The sequence below is a fragment of the Cupriavidus sp. P-10 genome (assembly GCF_003402535.2).
In the GTDB taxonomy this organism is placed as follows: Bacteria; Pseudomonadota; Gammaproteobacteria; order Burkholderiales; family Burkholderiaceae; genus Cupriavidus.
In genome coordinates this window covers 164,865-178,498 of record NZ_AP025171.1, presented here as the reverse complement: position 1 = coordinate 178,498, position 13,634 = coordinate 164,865, and the positions used below count along the sequence as shown (strand labels likewise).

General features: G+C 60.4%; 10 protein-coding genes, 2 tRNA genes, 3 rRNA genes and 1 pseudogene. 7 read left to right on the top strand and 9 right to left on the bottom strand.

The genetic code is table 11. From position 1 onward, the window contains the following. Positions 1–13: 13 nt before the first annotated feature. Positions 14–442, top strand: a complete 429-nt coding sequence (locus tag CTP10_RS17940) for a MarR family winged helix-turn-helix transcriptional regulator (RefSeq protein WP_233528084.1) — start codon at positions 14–16, stop codon at positions 440–442. A 129-nt stretch (positions 443–571) separates the two neighbouring features. Beyond that, a pseudogene (locus CTP10_RS17935) lies at positions 572–742 on the top strand (MFS transporter); the annotation flags it as partial. A gap of 146 nt (positions 743–888) precedes the next feature. On the opposite strand, the gene CTP10_RS17930 reads toward CTP10_RS17935, so the two are convergent. Then, positions 889–1,221: a hypothetical protein gene (locus CTP10_RS17930; RefSeq protein WP_116318933.1), complete on the bottom strand. Its 333-nt coding sequence runs from the start codon at positions 1,219–1,221 to the stop codon at positions 889–891. A 236-nt stretch (positions 1,222–1,457) separates the two neighbouring features. Then, entirely contained in the window at positions 1,458–2,927 is a 1,470-nt protein-coding gene (locus CTP10_RS17925) for a DegQ family serine endoprotease (protein ID WP_116318934.1), read from the bottom strand. Between the two features lie 167 nt (positions 2,928–3,094). On the opposite strand from CTP10_RS17925, the gene CTP10_RS17920 reads away from it, so the two are divergent. Together CTP10_RS17920 and CTP10_RS17915 are read left to right on the top strand one after the other, a co-directional pair. Then, positions 3,095–3,583 (top strand): MarR family winged helix-turn-helix transcriptional regulator, encoded by a 489-nt coding sequence (locus CTP10_RS17920; RefSeq protein ID WP_116318935.1) that lies wholly within the window; start codon positions 3,095–3,097, stop codon positions 3,581–3,583. A gap of 34 nt (positions 3,584–3,617) precedes the next feature. Beyond that, complete coding sequence (locus CTP10_RS17915) at positions 3,618–4,040, top strand: organic hydroperoxide resistance protein (RefSeq protein ID WP_116318936.1); 423 nt, start codon at positions 3,618–3,620, stop codon at positions 4,038–4,040. Between the two features lie 50 nt (positions 4,041–4,090). Here CTP10_RS17915 and CTP10_RS17910 read toward each other — a convergent pair whose 3' ends face one another. From CTP10_RS17910 to CTP10_RS17885, 6 genes are all read right to left on the bottom strand, one after another. Then, on the bottom strand, positions 4,091–4,360 hold the full coding sequence (locus tag CTP10_RS17910) for a GIY-YIG nuclease family protein (RefSeq protein WP_116318937.1): 270 nt from the start codon (positions 4,358–4,360) through the stop codon (positions 4,091–4,093). Positions 4,361–4,494: 134 nt separating this feature from the next. Continuing rightward, a 5S ribosomal RNA gene (gene rrf, locus CTP10_RS17905) occupies positions 4,495–4,608 on the bottom strand. Between the two features lie 127 nt (positions 4,609–4,735). Next, positions 4,736–7,616 (bottom strand): 23S ribosomal RNA (locus CTP10_RS17900). Positions 7,617–7,922: 306 nt separating this feature from the next. Further along, positions 7,923–7,998: transfer RNA gene (locus CTP10_RS17895), tRNA-Ala, on the bottom strand. 12 nt (positions 7,999–8,010) lie between these two features. Continuing rightward, positions 8,011–8,087, bottom strand: a tRNA-Ile gene (locus tag CTP10_RS17890). A gap of 62 nt (positions 8,088–8,149) precedes the next feature. Further along, a 16S ribosomal RNA gene (locus tag CTP10_RS17885) occupies positions 8,150–9,683 on the bottom strand. The 16S, 23S and 5S rRNA genes sit together here with 2 tRNA genes alongside, the layout of an rRNA operon. A 568-nt stretch (positions 9,684–10,251) precedes the next feature. Between CTP10_RS17885 and CTP10_RS17880 the strand changes: the two genes are divergently transcribed. The 3 genes from CTP10_RS17880 to CTP10_RS17870 all read left to right on the top strand — a co-directional run bounded on the left by CTP10_RS17880 (position 10,252) and on the right by CTP10_RS17870 (position 12,850). Then, positions 10,252–10,641, top strand: coding sequence for an OsmC family protein (locus tag CTP10_RS17880; protein ID WP_116323614.1), 390 nt, complete (start codon positions 10,252–10,254; stop codon positions 10,639–10,641). A gap of 397 nt (positions 10,642–11,038) precedes the next feature. Further along, positions 11,039–11,860, top strand: coding sequence for a hypothetical protein (locus CTP10_RS17875; RefSeq protein WP_116323615.1), 822 nt, complete (start codon positions 11,039–11,041; stop codon positions 11,858–11,860). A 249-nt stretch (positions 11,861–12,109) separates the two neighbouring features. Continuing rightward, positions 12,110–12,850, top strand: coding sequence for a DUF3047 domain-containing protein (locus CTP10_RS17870; protein WP_116323616.1), 741 nt, complete (start codon positions 12,110–12,112; stop codon positions 12,848–12,850). Here the strand turns inward: CTP10_RS17870 and CTP10_RS17865 are convergent. Then, complete coding sequence (locus CTP10_RS17865) at positions 12,847–13,608, bottom strand: lipoate--protein ligase family protein (RefSeq protein ID WP_116323617.1); 762 nt, start codon at positions 13,606–13,608, stop codon at positions 12,847–12,849. The two genes, CTP10_RS17870 and CTP10_RS17865, sit on opposite strands and share 4 nt — an antisense overlap. Positions 13,609–13,634 lie beyond the last annotated feature (26 nt).

The following is a 13,634-nucleotide window of genomic DNA, read 5'->3' as shown; positions in this document are numbered from 1 at the left end:
AGCGCCGCGCGACCTGATCCTGGCATCGCGCCTGCTGCTGCGTACCGCGCGCCTGCTGCGCGCGCATATCGACCAGGCCCTCGCCCCCTTTGAGCTGGACATGAACCAGTACCTGCTGATGAGCATGCTGTCGGCCGACGAAGGCCAGCCCAGCATGCCGTCCGAGCTGGGTACGACGCTGGACGCCACCCGCACGCAGATGACGCGGCTGCTGGACGGGCTCGAAGCGCGCGGCCTGCTGCGCCGCCAGGTATCGGCGCAGGACCGGCGCAGCCTCGAACTGACCCTGACCGCGGCCGGCCGGCGCCTGCTGGAGCGGGCTGCGCCGGTAGTCCATGCCGCCTACCGCGCGGCCTGGGCACCGCTGGGCGCGAGCGGCCTCGCCGGTGCCACCCGCGCGCTGACGCAGTTGCACCACACCCTGCAGGCCCAGCAGCCATGACGACCGGCACGTCCTGGCAGCCGCTATCGCGGCTGCGGCTGCGTGTCGGCATGCGCGGGTTGCGCTGGTTGCGCTGGCTCGGCCACCGCCAGCGGCAGACGCTGCTGATGATGCTGGCGCTGGCCACCGGCGAGGAGTTCCTTCGATATGGCACAGGCGCATCAGGGCGCGCTGGCGCAGCTTGCCACGATGGTCGAGCAACAGGCCAGGCTGATTGCCTGCGAGGATATCTACCGGTTGATTGCGGTGCTCGCGCTTGGCGCGGCGGCGTTCATGCTGCTGCAGCGGCGTCTGGCCTGAAACGCTCAGGTTTGCGCGCCATCAGAGGCAGAACGCTGGAGAAACTGCAGTGCGAGATATCGGGGAGGTGCGGAGTCGCCGCGCAAGCTGATGGTGGCGCGGACGGGTCGCAGTGCCGGCGGACGCGGCATCGGCGAAAAGCCTGCTCAGAACAACGACAGCTGGCGCATGCCGAAACCGATGGTTTCCTCGACGCGCGCGCGTGCGTGGGCCAGCGCCCCTTCTGCACCAGAGTAATTGCCGGCGGCCCAGTGGTAGACCACGGGAACTTCGCCGCGCTCGGACAAACGCACTTCGCCAAGCTTGTCGCCGCGTTCATTGCGGTAGAAATGCGAGCGGTAGCCGCGTTCCCAATGTGGGGCGACCACCTTCTTGCGCCGCCGGGGCTTCGGCGCGGAGCCGGCCGCCGACGTCGTTGACGTCAGTCGCCGCACTCTATCGGTACCCGGCGTTGTGGCGCGGGTGAAATCCAACTGCATAGACTTCCTCTTTGTCGATTCAGCAGAACCAGGGCCGGCGGGGGCTACCGCCGCATGCTTCGTGCATCGCAGTCGAGATAATACCTGTTGGCGCGCCTTCTGTAAGTAGTTGGTTGTTCGGAATGCCGCTTCCCATAAGGCTTAGCGGGCCGTATACCGGTCGAGGTATACGGCCCGCGTTTACGCAAAAGCCTTGTCTGTTAACGATTAGCGGGCAGTGCCCGCAGCGCTCGGTGTCAACCGATATCGAGCGGAATGAAGATGCGGGCATCGTCGCGCTGCACCAGCAGCGCTACCTGCTTGCCGGACTTTGCCACCAGCGATTTCAGCTGCTCGACCGAAGCAATCGGCGTGCCGTTGAGCGACAGGATCACGTCGCCGGGCTGGATGCCGACCCGCGCCGCGGGTCCGGTCACGTCTTCGACCACGAGGCCGCCTTCGATGCCGCTGTCGCGCTTTTCCGCCGGCGACAGCGGACGCACTGCCAGCCCCAGCCGGCCGCTGGCCTCGTTGGCGCCGCCCTTCTGCGCCACCGCCCGGTCCCTGGCCGTGCCGATCTTCACCGACAAGGTCATCGGCTCGCCCTTGCGAATGATCTTCAGCGAGCTTTGCGTGCCGGGCTTCAGGTCGGCCACATGCTCGGGCAGGTCGCCCGAATGGTCGATCACGTCATTGCCCAGTTGCACGATCACATCGCCCGGCTTCAGGCCGGCGCGGGCAGCGGGACTGTCCGGTTCGACCGAGTTGACCAGCGCCCCGGTCGGCTTGGGCAAGCCGAAGGATTGCGCCAGCGCCTGGTTGACTTCCTGCACGCTGATGCCGAGGCGGCCGCGCGTGACCTTGCCGGTCGCCACCAGTTGCTGCTGCACCTTGGTGGCCACGTCGATCGGAATCGCGAACGACAGCCCTTGGTAGCCGCCTGTCTGGCTGTAGATCTGCGCGTTGATGCCGATCACCTCGCCACGCTGGTTAAACAGCGGGCCGCCTGAGTTGCCCGGGTTAACGGCCACGTCCGTCTGGATAAACGGCACGTAGGTGTCATCCGGCAGCGAGCGTGACTTGGCGCTGACGATGCCGGCAGTCACGGTATTCTCGAAGCCATACGGCGAACCGATGGCCAGCACCGGCTCGCCGACGCGTACCCGCGACGGGTCGCCCAGCCGAACCGTCGGCAGGTTTTTGGTATCGATGCGGATCACCGCCACATCGGTCTGCGGATCGGTGCCCAGCACCTTGGCCTTGAACTCGCGACGGTCAGTCAGCTTGACGGTCACCTCTTGCGCCCCGTCGACGACGTGCGCATTGGTCAGGATCAGCCCGTCGGGACTGACGATAAAGCCGGAGCCCAAACCGCGTACCAGTTGCTGCTGGCCACCTTGCGGGCCCTGGAACTGCGGGCCGAATCGCTTGAAAAACTGGAACAACGGATCGTCCGGATCGATTCCCGGCGGCATCTGCGCCGCAGTGCGCTGCGCGCGCGCGGTCACGCTGATATTGACCACGGCGGGCCCGTACTGGGCAACGATGCCGGAGAAGTCCCCCGGCGTGGCTATGGCGGCGGCCGGTTGCGCGGCCGCTACGGGCGCCGGCGTGGGGGCGGCATATCCGGGCGTGATGACTTCCTTCTGCAGATAGGCATACCCGCCGCCCAGCGCGGCGAGGGCGGCGATACCGACGGCCGTGCGAGCAATGGTCTGGCGAATCATGTCAGGTCCTTTCGTAGAAGATCTGGCGTCGGCACTTTGCAACGCGACGGGATCATGCTAGCGACCCAGACTTAAGACAGACTTAAGGTCTTGTGTGCCTCAATCGAAACTTTCATTGCGTTCGAAATTTATATTGCGCACAATTTAATTGTGTATAAGATATAGCCATGGAACGCGACAACGACGCCACCCCGAATTGGCTGCTGCTCGATAGGCAACTATGCTTTGCTCTGTATTCGACATCGCTTGCGATGACCAAGCTGTACAAGCCCATGCTTGGTGAGCTTGGACTCACTTATCCGCAATACCTGGTGATGCTCGTACTGTGGGAGAGTGAAACGCTGACGGTATCGGATCTGGGCGCACGCCTTGCGCTGGATTCCGGCACCCTGACGCCGCTGCTGAAGCGCCTGGAAGCAGCCGGGCTGGTCACACGCAACCGTGACACCGGCGACGAGCGCCGGGTGCTGGTGGCGGTGACCGAGTCCGGCCTGGCGCTGCGCAAAACGGCCGAACGCATTCCCGAACAGATGTTGTGCGCGACGCAGTGCCCGATCGAAGAGATCCAGGCCCTGACGCAGCGCCTGCATGAACTGCGGTCCACGCTGGAATCAGCGCGTACCGATTTCCCACTGCCGCATGACGGCAAGCCTTGATAGTCCCCTGCGGACAACCAAACCGGAGCCTTAAATGAAACTCGAAAAAGTCGTTTATACCGCCAATGCCAAAGCCACCGGCGGCCGCGATGGCCGGGCCACGACCTCCGATGGCCAACTGGACGTCAAGCTGGCAGTGCCCAAGGAGATGGGTGGCGCCGGCAACGGACTGAACCCGGAACAGCTGTTTGCCGCCGGCTACTCGGCCTGCTTCCTGGGCGCAATCCGGTATGTGGCCGGCCAGCAAAAAATCAATGTGCCGGCAGACGCCTCGATCGAAGGCGCCGTTGGCATCGGACCGATCCCCCAAGGCTTCGGCATCCAGGTGGAACTGAAGATCTCGCTGCCGGGGTTCGAGCGCGAAGCGGCGGAGAAGCTGGTGGAGCAGGCTCACCAGGTTTGCCCGTACTCGAATGCCACCCGCGGCAATATCGACGTGACGTTGACGGTAGTCTGAGTCGACGCGTCAGCCAAAACGGCCAGGATCGCCTTGCGGCCCTGGCCGTTTTACTTTTCGCTGTCGTACTGCGCGCAAAAAGCACGCTTCTGCGCCGAACTCATTCGCTTGATCTCGATTTCCGCCTTCAGCGCTTCCGATTTGGTTTCAAAACGGAGCTGGGCCATGACCCGGATCGGCTTGCGCGAGCGGGTATATTTGGCGCCTTTTCCCGACAGATGCTGGGCGAAACGACGGGCAACGTCGGTCGTGATTCCGGTGTAGATGGAATCACCTGTGCATTCGAGCAAATAGAGATACCAGGCGTCGTCGGCTGACATGAAGAGATAGCTGCTAATCCAGCCCTGATGGTATTACGTCGATGCGAGGCACGAAAGGCCAAGCGAGTAATGCGGAAGCTCCAAAGCAAAAACCCCTCGCAGCACACGCTGTCGAGGGGTTTTGCACAATAAGAGCCTGGCGATGACCTACTTTCACACGGGTAGTCCGCACTATCATCGGCGCGGAGCTGTTTCACGGTCCTGTTCGGGATGGGAAGGGGTGGTTCCAGCTCGCTATGGTCACCAGGCATAAGGGGTTGCAGCGCTGAGGTTGAGGTCAACGCTGCGAATCGGGATGTAGTCTTGGGTTGTGCGTATTGTGCCAACCGAGGGCACAGACACGATCACACACACCAGGTGAAACACACTGGTTATAGGATCAAGCCTTACGGGCAATTAGTACTGGTTAGCTTAACGCATTACTGCGCTTCCACACCCAGCCTATCAACGTCCTGGTCTCGAACGACCCTTCAAGGAGGTCAAGCCTCCAGGGAATCCTCATCTTCAGGCGAGTTTCCCGCTTAGATGCTTTCAGCGGTTATCTCTTCCGTACATAGCTACCCTGCGATGCCTCTGGCGAGACAACAGGTACACCAGCGGTACGTCCACTCCGGTCCTCTCGTACTAGGAGCAGCCCCCGTCAAGATTCCAACGCCCACGGCAGATAGGGACCAAACTGTCTCACGACGTTTTAAACCCAGCTCACGTACCTCTTTAAATGGCGAACAGCCATACCCTTGGGACCGGCTACAGCCCCAGGATGAGATGAGCCGACATCGAGGTGCCAAACACCGCCGTCGATATGAACTCTTGGGCGGTATCAGCCTGTTATCCCCAGAGTACCTTTTATCCGTTGAGCGATGGCCCTTCCATTCAGAACCACCGGATCACTATGTCCTGCTTTCGCACCTGCTCGACTTGTCGGTCTCGCAGTTAAGCACGCTTTTGCCATTGCACTTTAGGTACGATGTCCGACCGTACCAAGCGTACCTTCGAACTCCTCCGTTACACTTTGGGAGGAGACCGCCCCAGTCAAACTGCCTACCATGCACTGTCCCCGACCCGGATTCACGGGCCAAGGTTAGAACCTCAAACAAACCAGGGTGGTATTTCAAGGACGGCTCCACGTGAACTAGCGTCCACGCTTCAAAGCCTCCCACCTATCCTACACAGATCGGTTCAAAGTCCAATGCAAAGCTACAGTAAAGGTTCATGGGGTCTTTCCGTCTAGCCGCGGGGAGATTGCATCATCACAAACACTTCAACTTCGCTGAGTCTCGGGAGGAGACAGTGTGGCCATCGTTACGCCATTCGTGCAGGTCGGAACTTACCCGACAAGGAATTTCGCTACCTTAGGACCGTTATAGTTACGGCCGCCGTTTACCGGGACTTCAATCAAGAGCTTGCACCCCATCATTTAATCTTCCGGCACCGGGCAGGCGTCACACCCTATACGTCCACTTTCGTGTTTGCAGAGTGCTGTGTTTTTATTAAACAGTCGCAGCCACCATTTTATTGCAACCCCTTCACCCTTCTGGCGCAGGCCAGTCAAGCTACCAGGGCGTACCTTATCCCGAAGTTACGGTACCAATTTGCCGAGTTCCTTCTCCCGAGTTCTCTCAAGCGCCTTAGAATACTCATCTCGCCCACCTGTGTCGGTTTGCGGTACGGTCTCGTATGACTGAAGCTTAGAGGCTTTTCTTGGAACCACTTCCAATTGCTTCGCAGCACTAGGCCGCTCGCCCCACATCCTTGAATTCCGCGCCCGGATTTGCCTAAGCGCCTTCTCCAATGCAGGGACCGGGACTTCCAACACCCGGACAACCTTCCGCGATCCGTCCCCCCATCGCATCATACGACGGTGCAGGAATATTAACCTGCTTCCCATCAGCTACGCATCTCTGCCTCGCCTTAGGGGCCGACTCACCCTACGCCGATGAACGTTGCGTAGGAAACCTTGGGCTTACGGCGAGGGGGCCTTTCACCCCCTTTATCGCTACTCATGTCAGCATTCGCACTTCTGATACCTCCAGCATCCTTTACAAGACACCTTCACAGGCTTACAGAACGCTCTCCTACCACGCACATTGCTGTGCGTCCGCAGCTTCGGTGACTGGCTTAGCCCCGTTACATCTTCCGCGCAGGACGACTCGATCAGTGAGCTATTACGCTTTCTTTAAAGGGTGGCTGCTTCTAAGCCAACCTCCTGACTGTTTTAGCCTTCCCACTTCGTTTCCCACTTAGCCAATCTTGGGGACCTTAGCTGGCGGTCTGGGTTGTTTCCCTCTTGACACCGGACGTTAGCACCCGATGTCTGTCTCCCGTGATTGCACTCTTCGGTATTCGGAGTTTGCTATGGCGGGGTAATCAGCAATAGACCCCCCAACCATGACAGTGCTCTACCCCCGAAGGTGACACACGAGGCACTACCTAAATAGTTTTCGGAGAGAACCAGCTATTTCCAGATTTGTTTAGCCTTTCACCCCTATCCACAGCTCATCCCCTAACTTTTCAACGTTAGTGGGTTCGGTCCTCCAGTACGTGTTACCGCACCTTCAACCTGGCCATGGATAGATCATCTGGTTTCGGGTCTACACCCAGCGACTCAACGCCCTGTTCGGACTCGCTTTCGCTACGCCTTCCCTAATCGGTTAAGCTTGCCACTGAATGTAAGTCGCTGACCCATTATACAAAAGGTACGCCGTCACCCGTTGCCAGGCTCCGACTGTTTGTATGCATGCGGTTTCAGGATCTATTTCACTCCCCTCCCGGGGTTCTTTTCGCCTTTCCCTCACGGTACTGGTTCACTATCGGTCGATCACGAGTATTTAGCCTTGGAGGATGGTCCCCCCATCTTCAGACAGGATTTCACGTGTCCCGCCCTACTTGTCGTACACCTAGTTCCACAACGCTGTTTTCGCATACAGGGCTATCACCTGCTACGGCCGGGCTTTCCATCCCGTTCTGCTAACAATGCTGCTAAAGAGTACAAGGCTGTTCCCATTTCGTTCGCCACTACTCTGGGAATCTCGGTTGATTTCTGTTCCTGCAGCTACTTAGATGTTTCAGTTCGCCGCGTTCGCTTCCCACACCTATGAATTCAGTGTGGGATGACCCATTCGGGCCGGGTTTCCCCATTCGGACATCTCCGGATCAAAGCTTGTTTGCCAGCTCCCCGAAGCTTTTCGCAGGCTACCGCGTCCTTCATCGCCTGTGATCGCCAAGGCATCCACCACATGCACTTGTTCGCTTGACCCTATAACAAGTGTGTCTCAAGCTTGCGCTCTATGACACCGCTCACTACAGGTTGAGTTCTCGCATTTGTGCCGTATTCCAAGTCATCTTTCGATCACTTAAATACATTTTGGTTGATACAATCACAACCCGGTATCGCGTTGGTACTGCAGCGTCTCATCAACGCTCGCGCGACACCTTTACTACATCCCATATTGTTAAAGAACAGCCGATCGTTCCGATCGCTTGGCAATGCCAAATGCAAACGCTCAATCCTAAGCGCTTGCATTTGACCACCAATCCAAGGTAACCAGGCCCATCGAAGCGATGGTGGAGGATGACGGGATCGAACCGACGACCCCCTGCTTGCAAAGCAGGTGCTCTCCCAGCTGAGCTAATCCCCCGCATGGATAACTTGGTGGGTCTGGTAGGACTTGAACCTACGACCCCCGCCTTATCAAGACGGTGCTCTAACCACCTGAGCTACAGACCCTTGGCTGTAACAGCAAACAAACCGATAAGTGTGAACGCTAGGCTTGAGACACAAGCCTCTAGAAAGGAGGTGATCCAGCCGCACCTTCCGATACGGCTACCTTGTTACGACTTCACCCCAGTCATGAACCCTGCCGTGGTAATCGCCCTCCTTGCGGTTAGGCTAACTACTTCTGGCAAAACCCACTCCCATGGTGTGACGGGCGGTGTGTACAAGACCCGGGAACGTATTCACCGCGGCATGCTGATCCGCGATTACTAGCGATTCCAGCTTCACGTAGTCGAGTTGCAGACTACGATCCGGACTACGATGCGTTTTCTGGGATTAGCTCCCCCTCGCGGGTTGGCAACCCTCTGTACGCACCATTGTATGACGTGTGAAGCCCTACCCATAAGGGCCATGAGGACTTGACGTCATCCCCACCTTCCTCCGGTTTGTCACCGGCAGTCTCTCTAGAGTGCTCTTGCGTAGCAACTAGAGACAAGGGTTGCGCTCGTTGCGGGACTTAACCCAACATCTCACGACACGAGCTGACGACAGCCATGCAGCACCTGTGTCCACTTTCCCTTTCGGGCACCTGATGCATCTCTGCTTCGTTAGTGGCATGTCAAGGGTAGGTAAGGTTTTTCGCGTTGCATCGAATTAATCCACATCATCCACCGCTTGTGCGGGTCCCCGTCAATTCCTTTGAGTTTTAATCTTGCGACCGTACTCCCCAGGCGGTCAACTTCACGCGTTAGCTACGTTACTGAAGAAATGAATCCCCAACAACTAGTTGACATCGTTTAGGGCGTGGACTACCAGGGTATCTAATCCTGTTTGCTCCCCACGCTTTCGTGCATGAGCGTCAGTGACGTCCCAGGGGGCTGCCTTCGCCATCGGTATTCCTCCACATCTCTACGCATTTCACTGCTACACGTGGAATTCTACCCCCCTCTGACATACTCTAGCCTGACAGTCACAAGCGCCATTCCCAAGTTAAGCTCGGGGATTTCACGCCTGTCTTATCAAACCGCCTGCGCACGCTTTACGCCCAGTAATTCCGATTAACGCTCGCACCCTACGTATTACCGCGGCTGCTGGCACGTAGTTAGCCGGTGCTTATTCTTCCGGTACCGTCATCGACCCCGGGTATTAACCAGAGCCATTTCTTTCCGGACAAAAGTGCTTTACAACCCGAAGGCCTTCTTCACACACGCGGCATTGCTGGATCAGGGTTGCCCCCATTGTCCAAAATTCCCCACTGCTGCCTCCCGTAGGAGTCTGGGCCGTGTCTCAGTCCCAGTGTGGCTGATCGTCCTCTCAGACCAGCTACTGATCGTCGCCTTGGTAGGCTCTTACCCCACCAACTAGCTAATCAGACATCGGCCGCTCCTGTCGCGCGAGGCCGTTACCGGTCCCCCGCTTTCACCCTCAGGTCGTATGCGGTATTAGCTAATCTTTCGACTAGTTATCCCCCACGACAGGGCACGTTCCGATGTATTACTCACCCGTTCGCCACTCGCCACCAGGCCGAAGCCCGTGCTGCCGTTCGACTTGCATGTGTAAGGCATGCCGCCAGCGTTCAATCTGAGCCAGGATCAAACTCTTCAGTTCAATCTCTGTGTGGAAGCCTCGCGGCTCCCTCGCTCTTTCGAGCGGTCGCTCACTCTCAGAAAACTGACTGACCAGATCCGAAGACCCAGTCACGTTTTGCTGTGCGAGCACTGTATAACTTGTGAAGCAGCACCGTCCGAAGACAGTGGCGTCCGCTACCCAGCGCCCACACTTATCGGTTGTTTGTTTGTTAAAGAACTTCGCTTCCCGGCTTTGCCGTTCAGCGCGCTGCGTTGTCTGCAGCAGAGAAACGAGATTATGCAGAGCTTTCTTCGTTTCGTCAACCGTTTCAGCAAGCTTTTTTTGCTGCGGTCAGCGCTGCAAACTTCGCTGCGCCAACCTCCCGGTCGACCCCGCAACCCTTGCCAGTGCTGCTTTGCAGCGCCGCGTTGTGTTGCGAGGGGGCGAATATTAAGGGAGCGTGACAGGGTTGGCAAGCACTTTTTCGGAAAAGTCCGAAACCCCGGAAAAAGCGCCGCTTGCGCCGCTTCCAATGACATGCAATACGCTGTATAGAATGGGCTGCTCCGGCCCGCCGGGCCGCTTCCTTATTAGATGGGGACGACCGATGACTATCCAAGCGACCTGGCAGCCCAGCCAGGGCAACACCATCTGCCACCTGAGCAACGGCACCGCCAAATGGCAGGCCGACCTGGATGCCTCCGCCGGCGGTGATACCAGCAACCCGAGCCCGCACGACTTGCTCGACTCCGCGCTGGCCGCGTGCACGACCCTGACTCTGCAGCTCTATGCCAAGCGAAAGGGCTACGCCATAGCCAGCATCGACGTGTCGGTCGCCCATGAAGACGCCAACGGAACCTATACGCTGAAACGCGAGGTCAAGGTCAGCGGTGAACTGACGCCCCAGATCCTGGACGACCTGCTGCGGGTCGCCAACCGTTGCCCCGTACACAAGACGCTGTCCGGGCAGATCGCGATCGAGACGTCGATCGGCTAAGAAGCAACGGATTTCTGTTGTCGTCGCAAATGATAATCGTTACTATTTGAGTCCTCGGGTTCTGACACGACCTGAGTCAGCAAATGGGTTACCGGACACGCTTCGTGTCCGGTTTTTTCTTCCCGCTCGTCCCTGAACCAGGGCTGCTGACCCGCTCGCATGCATTGGCATGTCATCGTCCTGACGCCAGCCCCGAGCTACAGTGCAGGCTCAGGACCACGCCCCCCACCCGATCGAGGGGTGCCGCCGCCAGTGTGTTGGCTGTCCCACGAAGGTCCCGTCGTATTCAGGCTAATCCGGCACCGCGCGCTTTGTCTGCCATGCAGCCCCGGCTTACCATGAACGAAAAGCAAAACAAGAAAAACGTATCCAGAAGCGTCGCGCGCGGGGGGAATCCTTGACCAATTTCATCGAAGCATATTGCTCGCAGGTACGGCTTGCGGGCGCAACCGGTGTCATTGCCAGACCAGTCCTAGTCGCGCAAGACGGTACGTACGCCATGCACTACGTACCGTGCGAATACCTGAACCCGCAGGCGCAGCTGGTGCTGGTCAGCACCACCCCCGGCCATGCCCATGTGCGGCTGGCAGCGTCGGTTACCGAGGAGCTGATGCGCGACCACACGCCGGGCCGCGTGATCCAGCGCGAGAACAAGCGGCGGGTGGAGCTGGGCGGCAAGCTGGTTCGTCCGAACCTGATCCGCATGCTCGACCACTTCCGCGTACCCGAGCTGGTCGGCCTGCCGCATGCCGCGGCGCTATGGAACGACGGCTTCGAGCGGCTGCAGCCGCTGGCGTTGCTGCCGCATGCCACCACCCGGCGCGGGCTCGCGTTCGACGGCCCCTTTGAAGACTTGATGGCGGCACCCATGCTTCGCGAAGTCTTCGAAAACCAGTTTCTCGACGCCGTCCGGCAGATGCGCCCCGACGCGTTCTATATCGCGCTGGGCCGCACCGCCTGGGCCGGACTCCGGCATGCAGTCAGCCGGCGGCTGCTCGCGCGCGACCAGTTGCTGGGCATGATGCCCGTACCCGCTCGGGCCGGGAGCATGGTGCGCTATTTCCTGCGCGAACTGACTGCCAGCGACCTCTCGCCGAAGGATCCGGTGCGCCATCGCGTGGGATGGCTGGACGCCGCCCATGCCGAACTGGAGGCCAACGTCCGCAAGATCAAGGCGGCAGCGGAACCGGATTCGCGTGGCACCTACCTTATCGCGTAAGCGATCACTCGCCTGGCAGGTTGCGATGAATGCGCCCCACCAAAGTAGGGTCTTGCAGGGCCATATGGTGTCGATAACGCCTCTTGAGGAAACTGACCTCCTCGCATTCCCGATTGGCGGCCCCACGTGGGCCGCAATTTTTTGCGCGGCCGGCGCACGATCCGGCACGGCGATAGGCACGGCGATAGGCACGGCCATCGGCACGAGCCTTGCATCACGCCCCGTGGCCATATTCCCTCCGGATCGACCATGATCGCCACGCCTTCCCTGCGCCTTGCCTTGTGTGCCGCGCTGCTGCTGCCGCAGCTTGCCGTGCAGGCCGCGGACGAACAGCCCGGACTTTCGGTGTCCGCGCGCAAACCGGGTGCAGCGCTGCCAGACGGCTGGAAAAATTTACCGGTGGCCAACGGCAAGGCGCAGACCAGCTATCAGCTGGTGGCCGATGGCCGTGCCACCGTGCTGCAGGCCGACGCCGATCACTCCGCCTCGGCGCTGATGCACTCGGGGGATGTCAATCTCTCCCGCACACCCGTGGTAGCGTGGCGCTGGAAGGCGCAAGGCCCGATTCCCGGTGCCGACAACAGCGACAGCGCGCATGAGGATGCGCCCGCCCGGCTGGTGTTTTTCTTCGAGGGCGACATGAGCAAGCTCTCGCTCGGGGATCGCGCGACGATGCAGATGGCCAAGCGCCTCGGCGGTGAAGAGCTGCCCTACGCCACGTTGATGTATGTGTGGTCCGACAGCGCTGAGCCGGGCAGCGTCATCCCGAACCCGCATAGCGGCCGCGTGCAGATGATCGTCGTCTCCGGCGCGCAAGGCGATGCCGGCAAATGGCAAAGCCTGCGCCGCAATGTCGTGCAGGACTACGAACGCGTGTTCCATGAGCAACCGGGACCGCTCAAGGCGTACGGCATCTTGACCGACACCGACAACACCCAGGGCACCGCCCGCGCCTGGTATGGCGACATCCGCTTCCTGCCTGCCAACTAGGCCGGCGGCGGCGTCTGCGCGGCGCTGTGCCGCAGTGCCTGCGAAACCTGCGCCATCAGTTCGGCCCCGTCGGCGGGGACGGGTCCCTGCGCCAGCAGCGCCTCGCGCACGCTGACCACCTTGCCGGGATCATAGCGGCGCCCGCTGTCGATCGCCGCCTCGAAAGCATTGGCGCGCGCGTTGATCTGCTCCGGGTCAGCGCTCACCAGCAGCACCGCATGGGCCAGCACCAGGTGCCGCTGGCCATCCGCAGACTGCGTCGCCGCCGGCGCGCGCCGCCAGTACTGCGCGGTGCCGGCGATCTTGCGCGCCGCCTCCGGCGGCCCCCACGCCAGGTTGAAGCGGCCGTCGCAGAACGACCCGGCCACCGCCTGCCAATGGGTCGGCACGCCGAGCGCCTGCAGTCCCTTGCCGATGACCTCGCACAGGTGCAGGTAGACCGCATCGCTGAGCGCACCTGGCGGCTGGCCCACGGTATAGGCCAGGCTCAGGTTGAGGATGCCCGGGCCTTGCGGCACCAGTCCCCCGCCCGACATGCGCAGGAACACGGGGCAGCCTTGCCGCGCGAACTCGGCGCGCGCGGCCTCGAAGCCGGCATGCCGCTGGTAGGTACGCGGCACCACCAGCGACAGCGGCGCTTCCCACAGTTGCGCGACCTGCCGGCCCTGCGCGGCGAACTCGAGCAGCGCCAGCTCTTCCTGCAGCGGATCCGCATGCTGCGGTCCGGCAGGCGCGGGTTCGACGAACACAAAAGGCATGGCGCGGCAGCGGCCGGTGGGCCGCT

Excerpts from the sequence above, each read along its gene's own strand:
- CTP10_RS17930 (WP_116318933.1), bottom strand. The coding sequence starts at position 1,221 with ATGCAGTTGGATTTCACCCGCGCCACAACGCCGGGTACCGATAGAGTG.
- CTP10_RS17925 (WP_116318934.1), bottom strand. The coding sequence starts at position 2,927 with ATGATTCGCCAGACCATTGCTCGCACGGCCGTCGGTATCGCCGCCCTC.
- CTP10_RS17920 (WP_116318935.1), top strand. The coding sequence starts at position 3,095 with ATGGAACGCGACAACGACGCCACCCCGAATTGGCTGCTGCTCGATAGG.
- CTP10_RS17915 (WP_116318936.1), top strand. The coding sequence starts at position 3,618 with ATGAAACTCGAAAAAGTCGTTTATACCGCCAATGCCAAAGCCACCGGC.
- CTP10_RS17910 (WP_116318937.1), bottom strand. The coding sequence starts at position 4,360 with ATGTCAGCCGACGACGCCTGGTATCTCTATTTGCTCGAATGCACAGGT.
- CTP10_RS17880 (WP_116323614.1), top strand. The coding sequence starts at position 10,252 with ATGACTATCCAAGCGACCTGGCAGCCCAGCCAGGGCAACACCATCTGC.
- CTP10_RS17870 (WP_116323616.1), top strand. The coding sequence starts at position 12,110 with ATGATCGCCACGCCTTCCCTGCGCCTTGCCTTGTGTGCCGCGCTGCTG.
- CTP10_RS17865 (WP_116323617.1), bottom strand. The coding sequence starts at position 13,608 with ATGCCTTTTGTGTTCGTCGAACCCGCGCCTGCCGGACCGCAGCATGCG.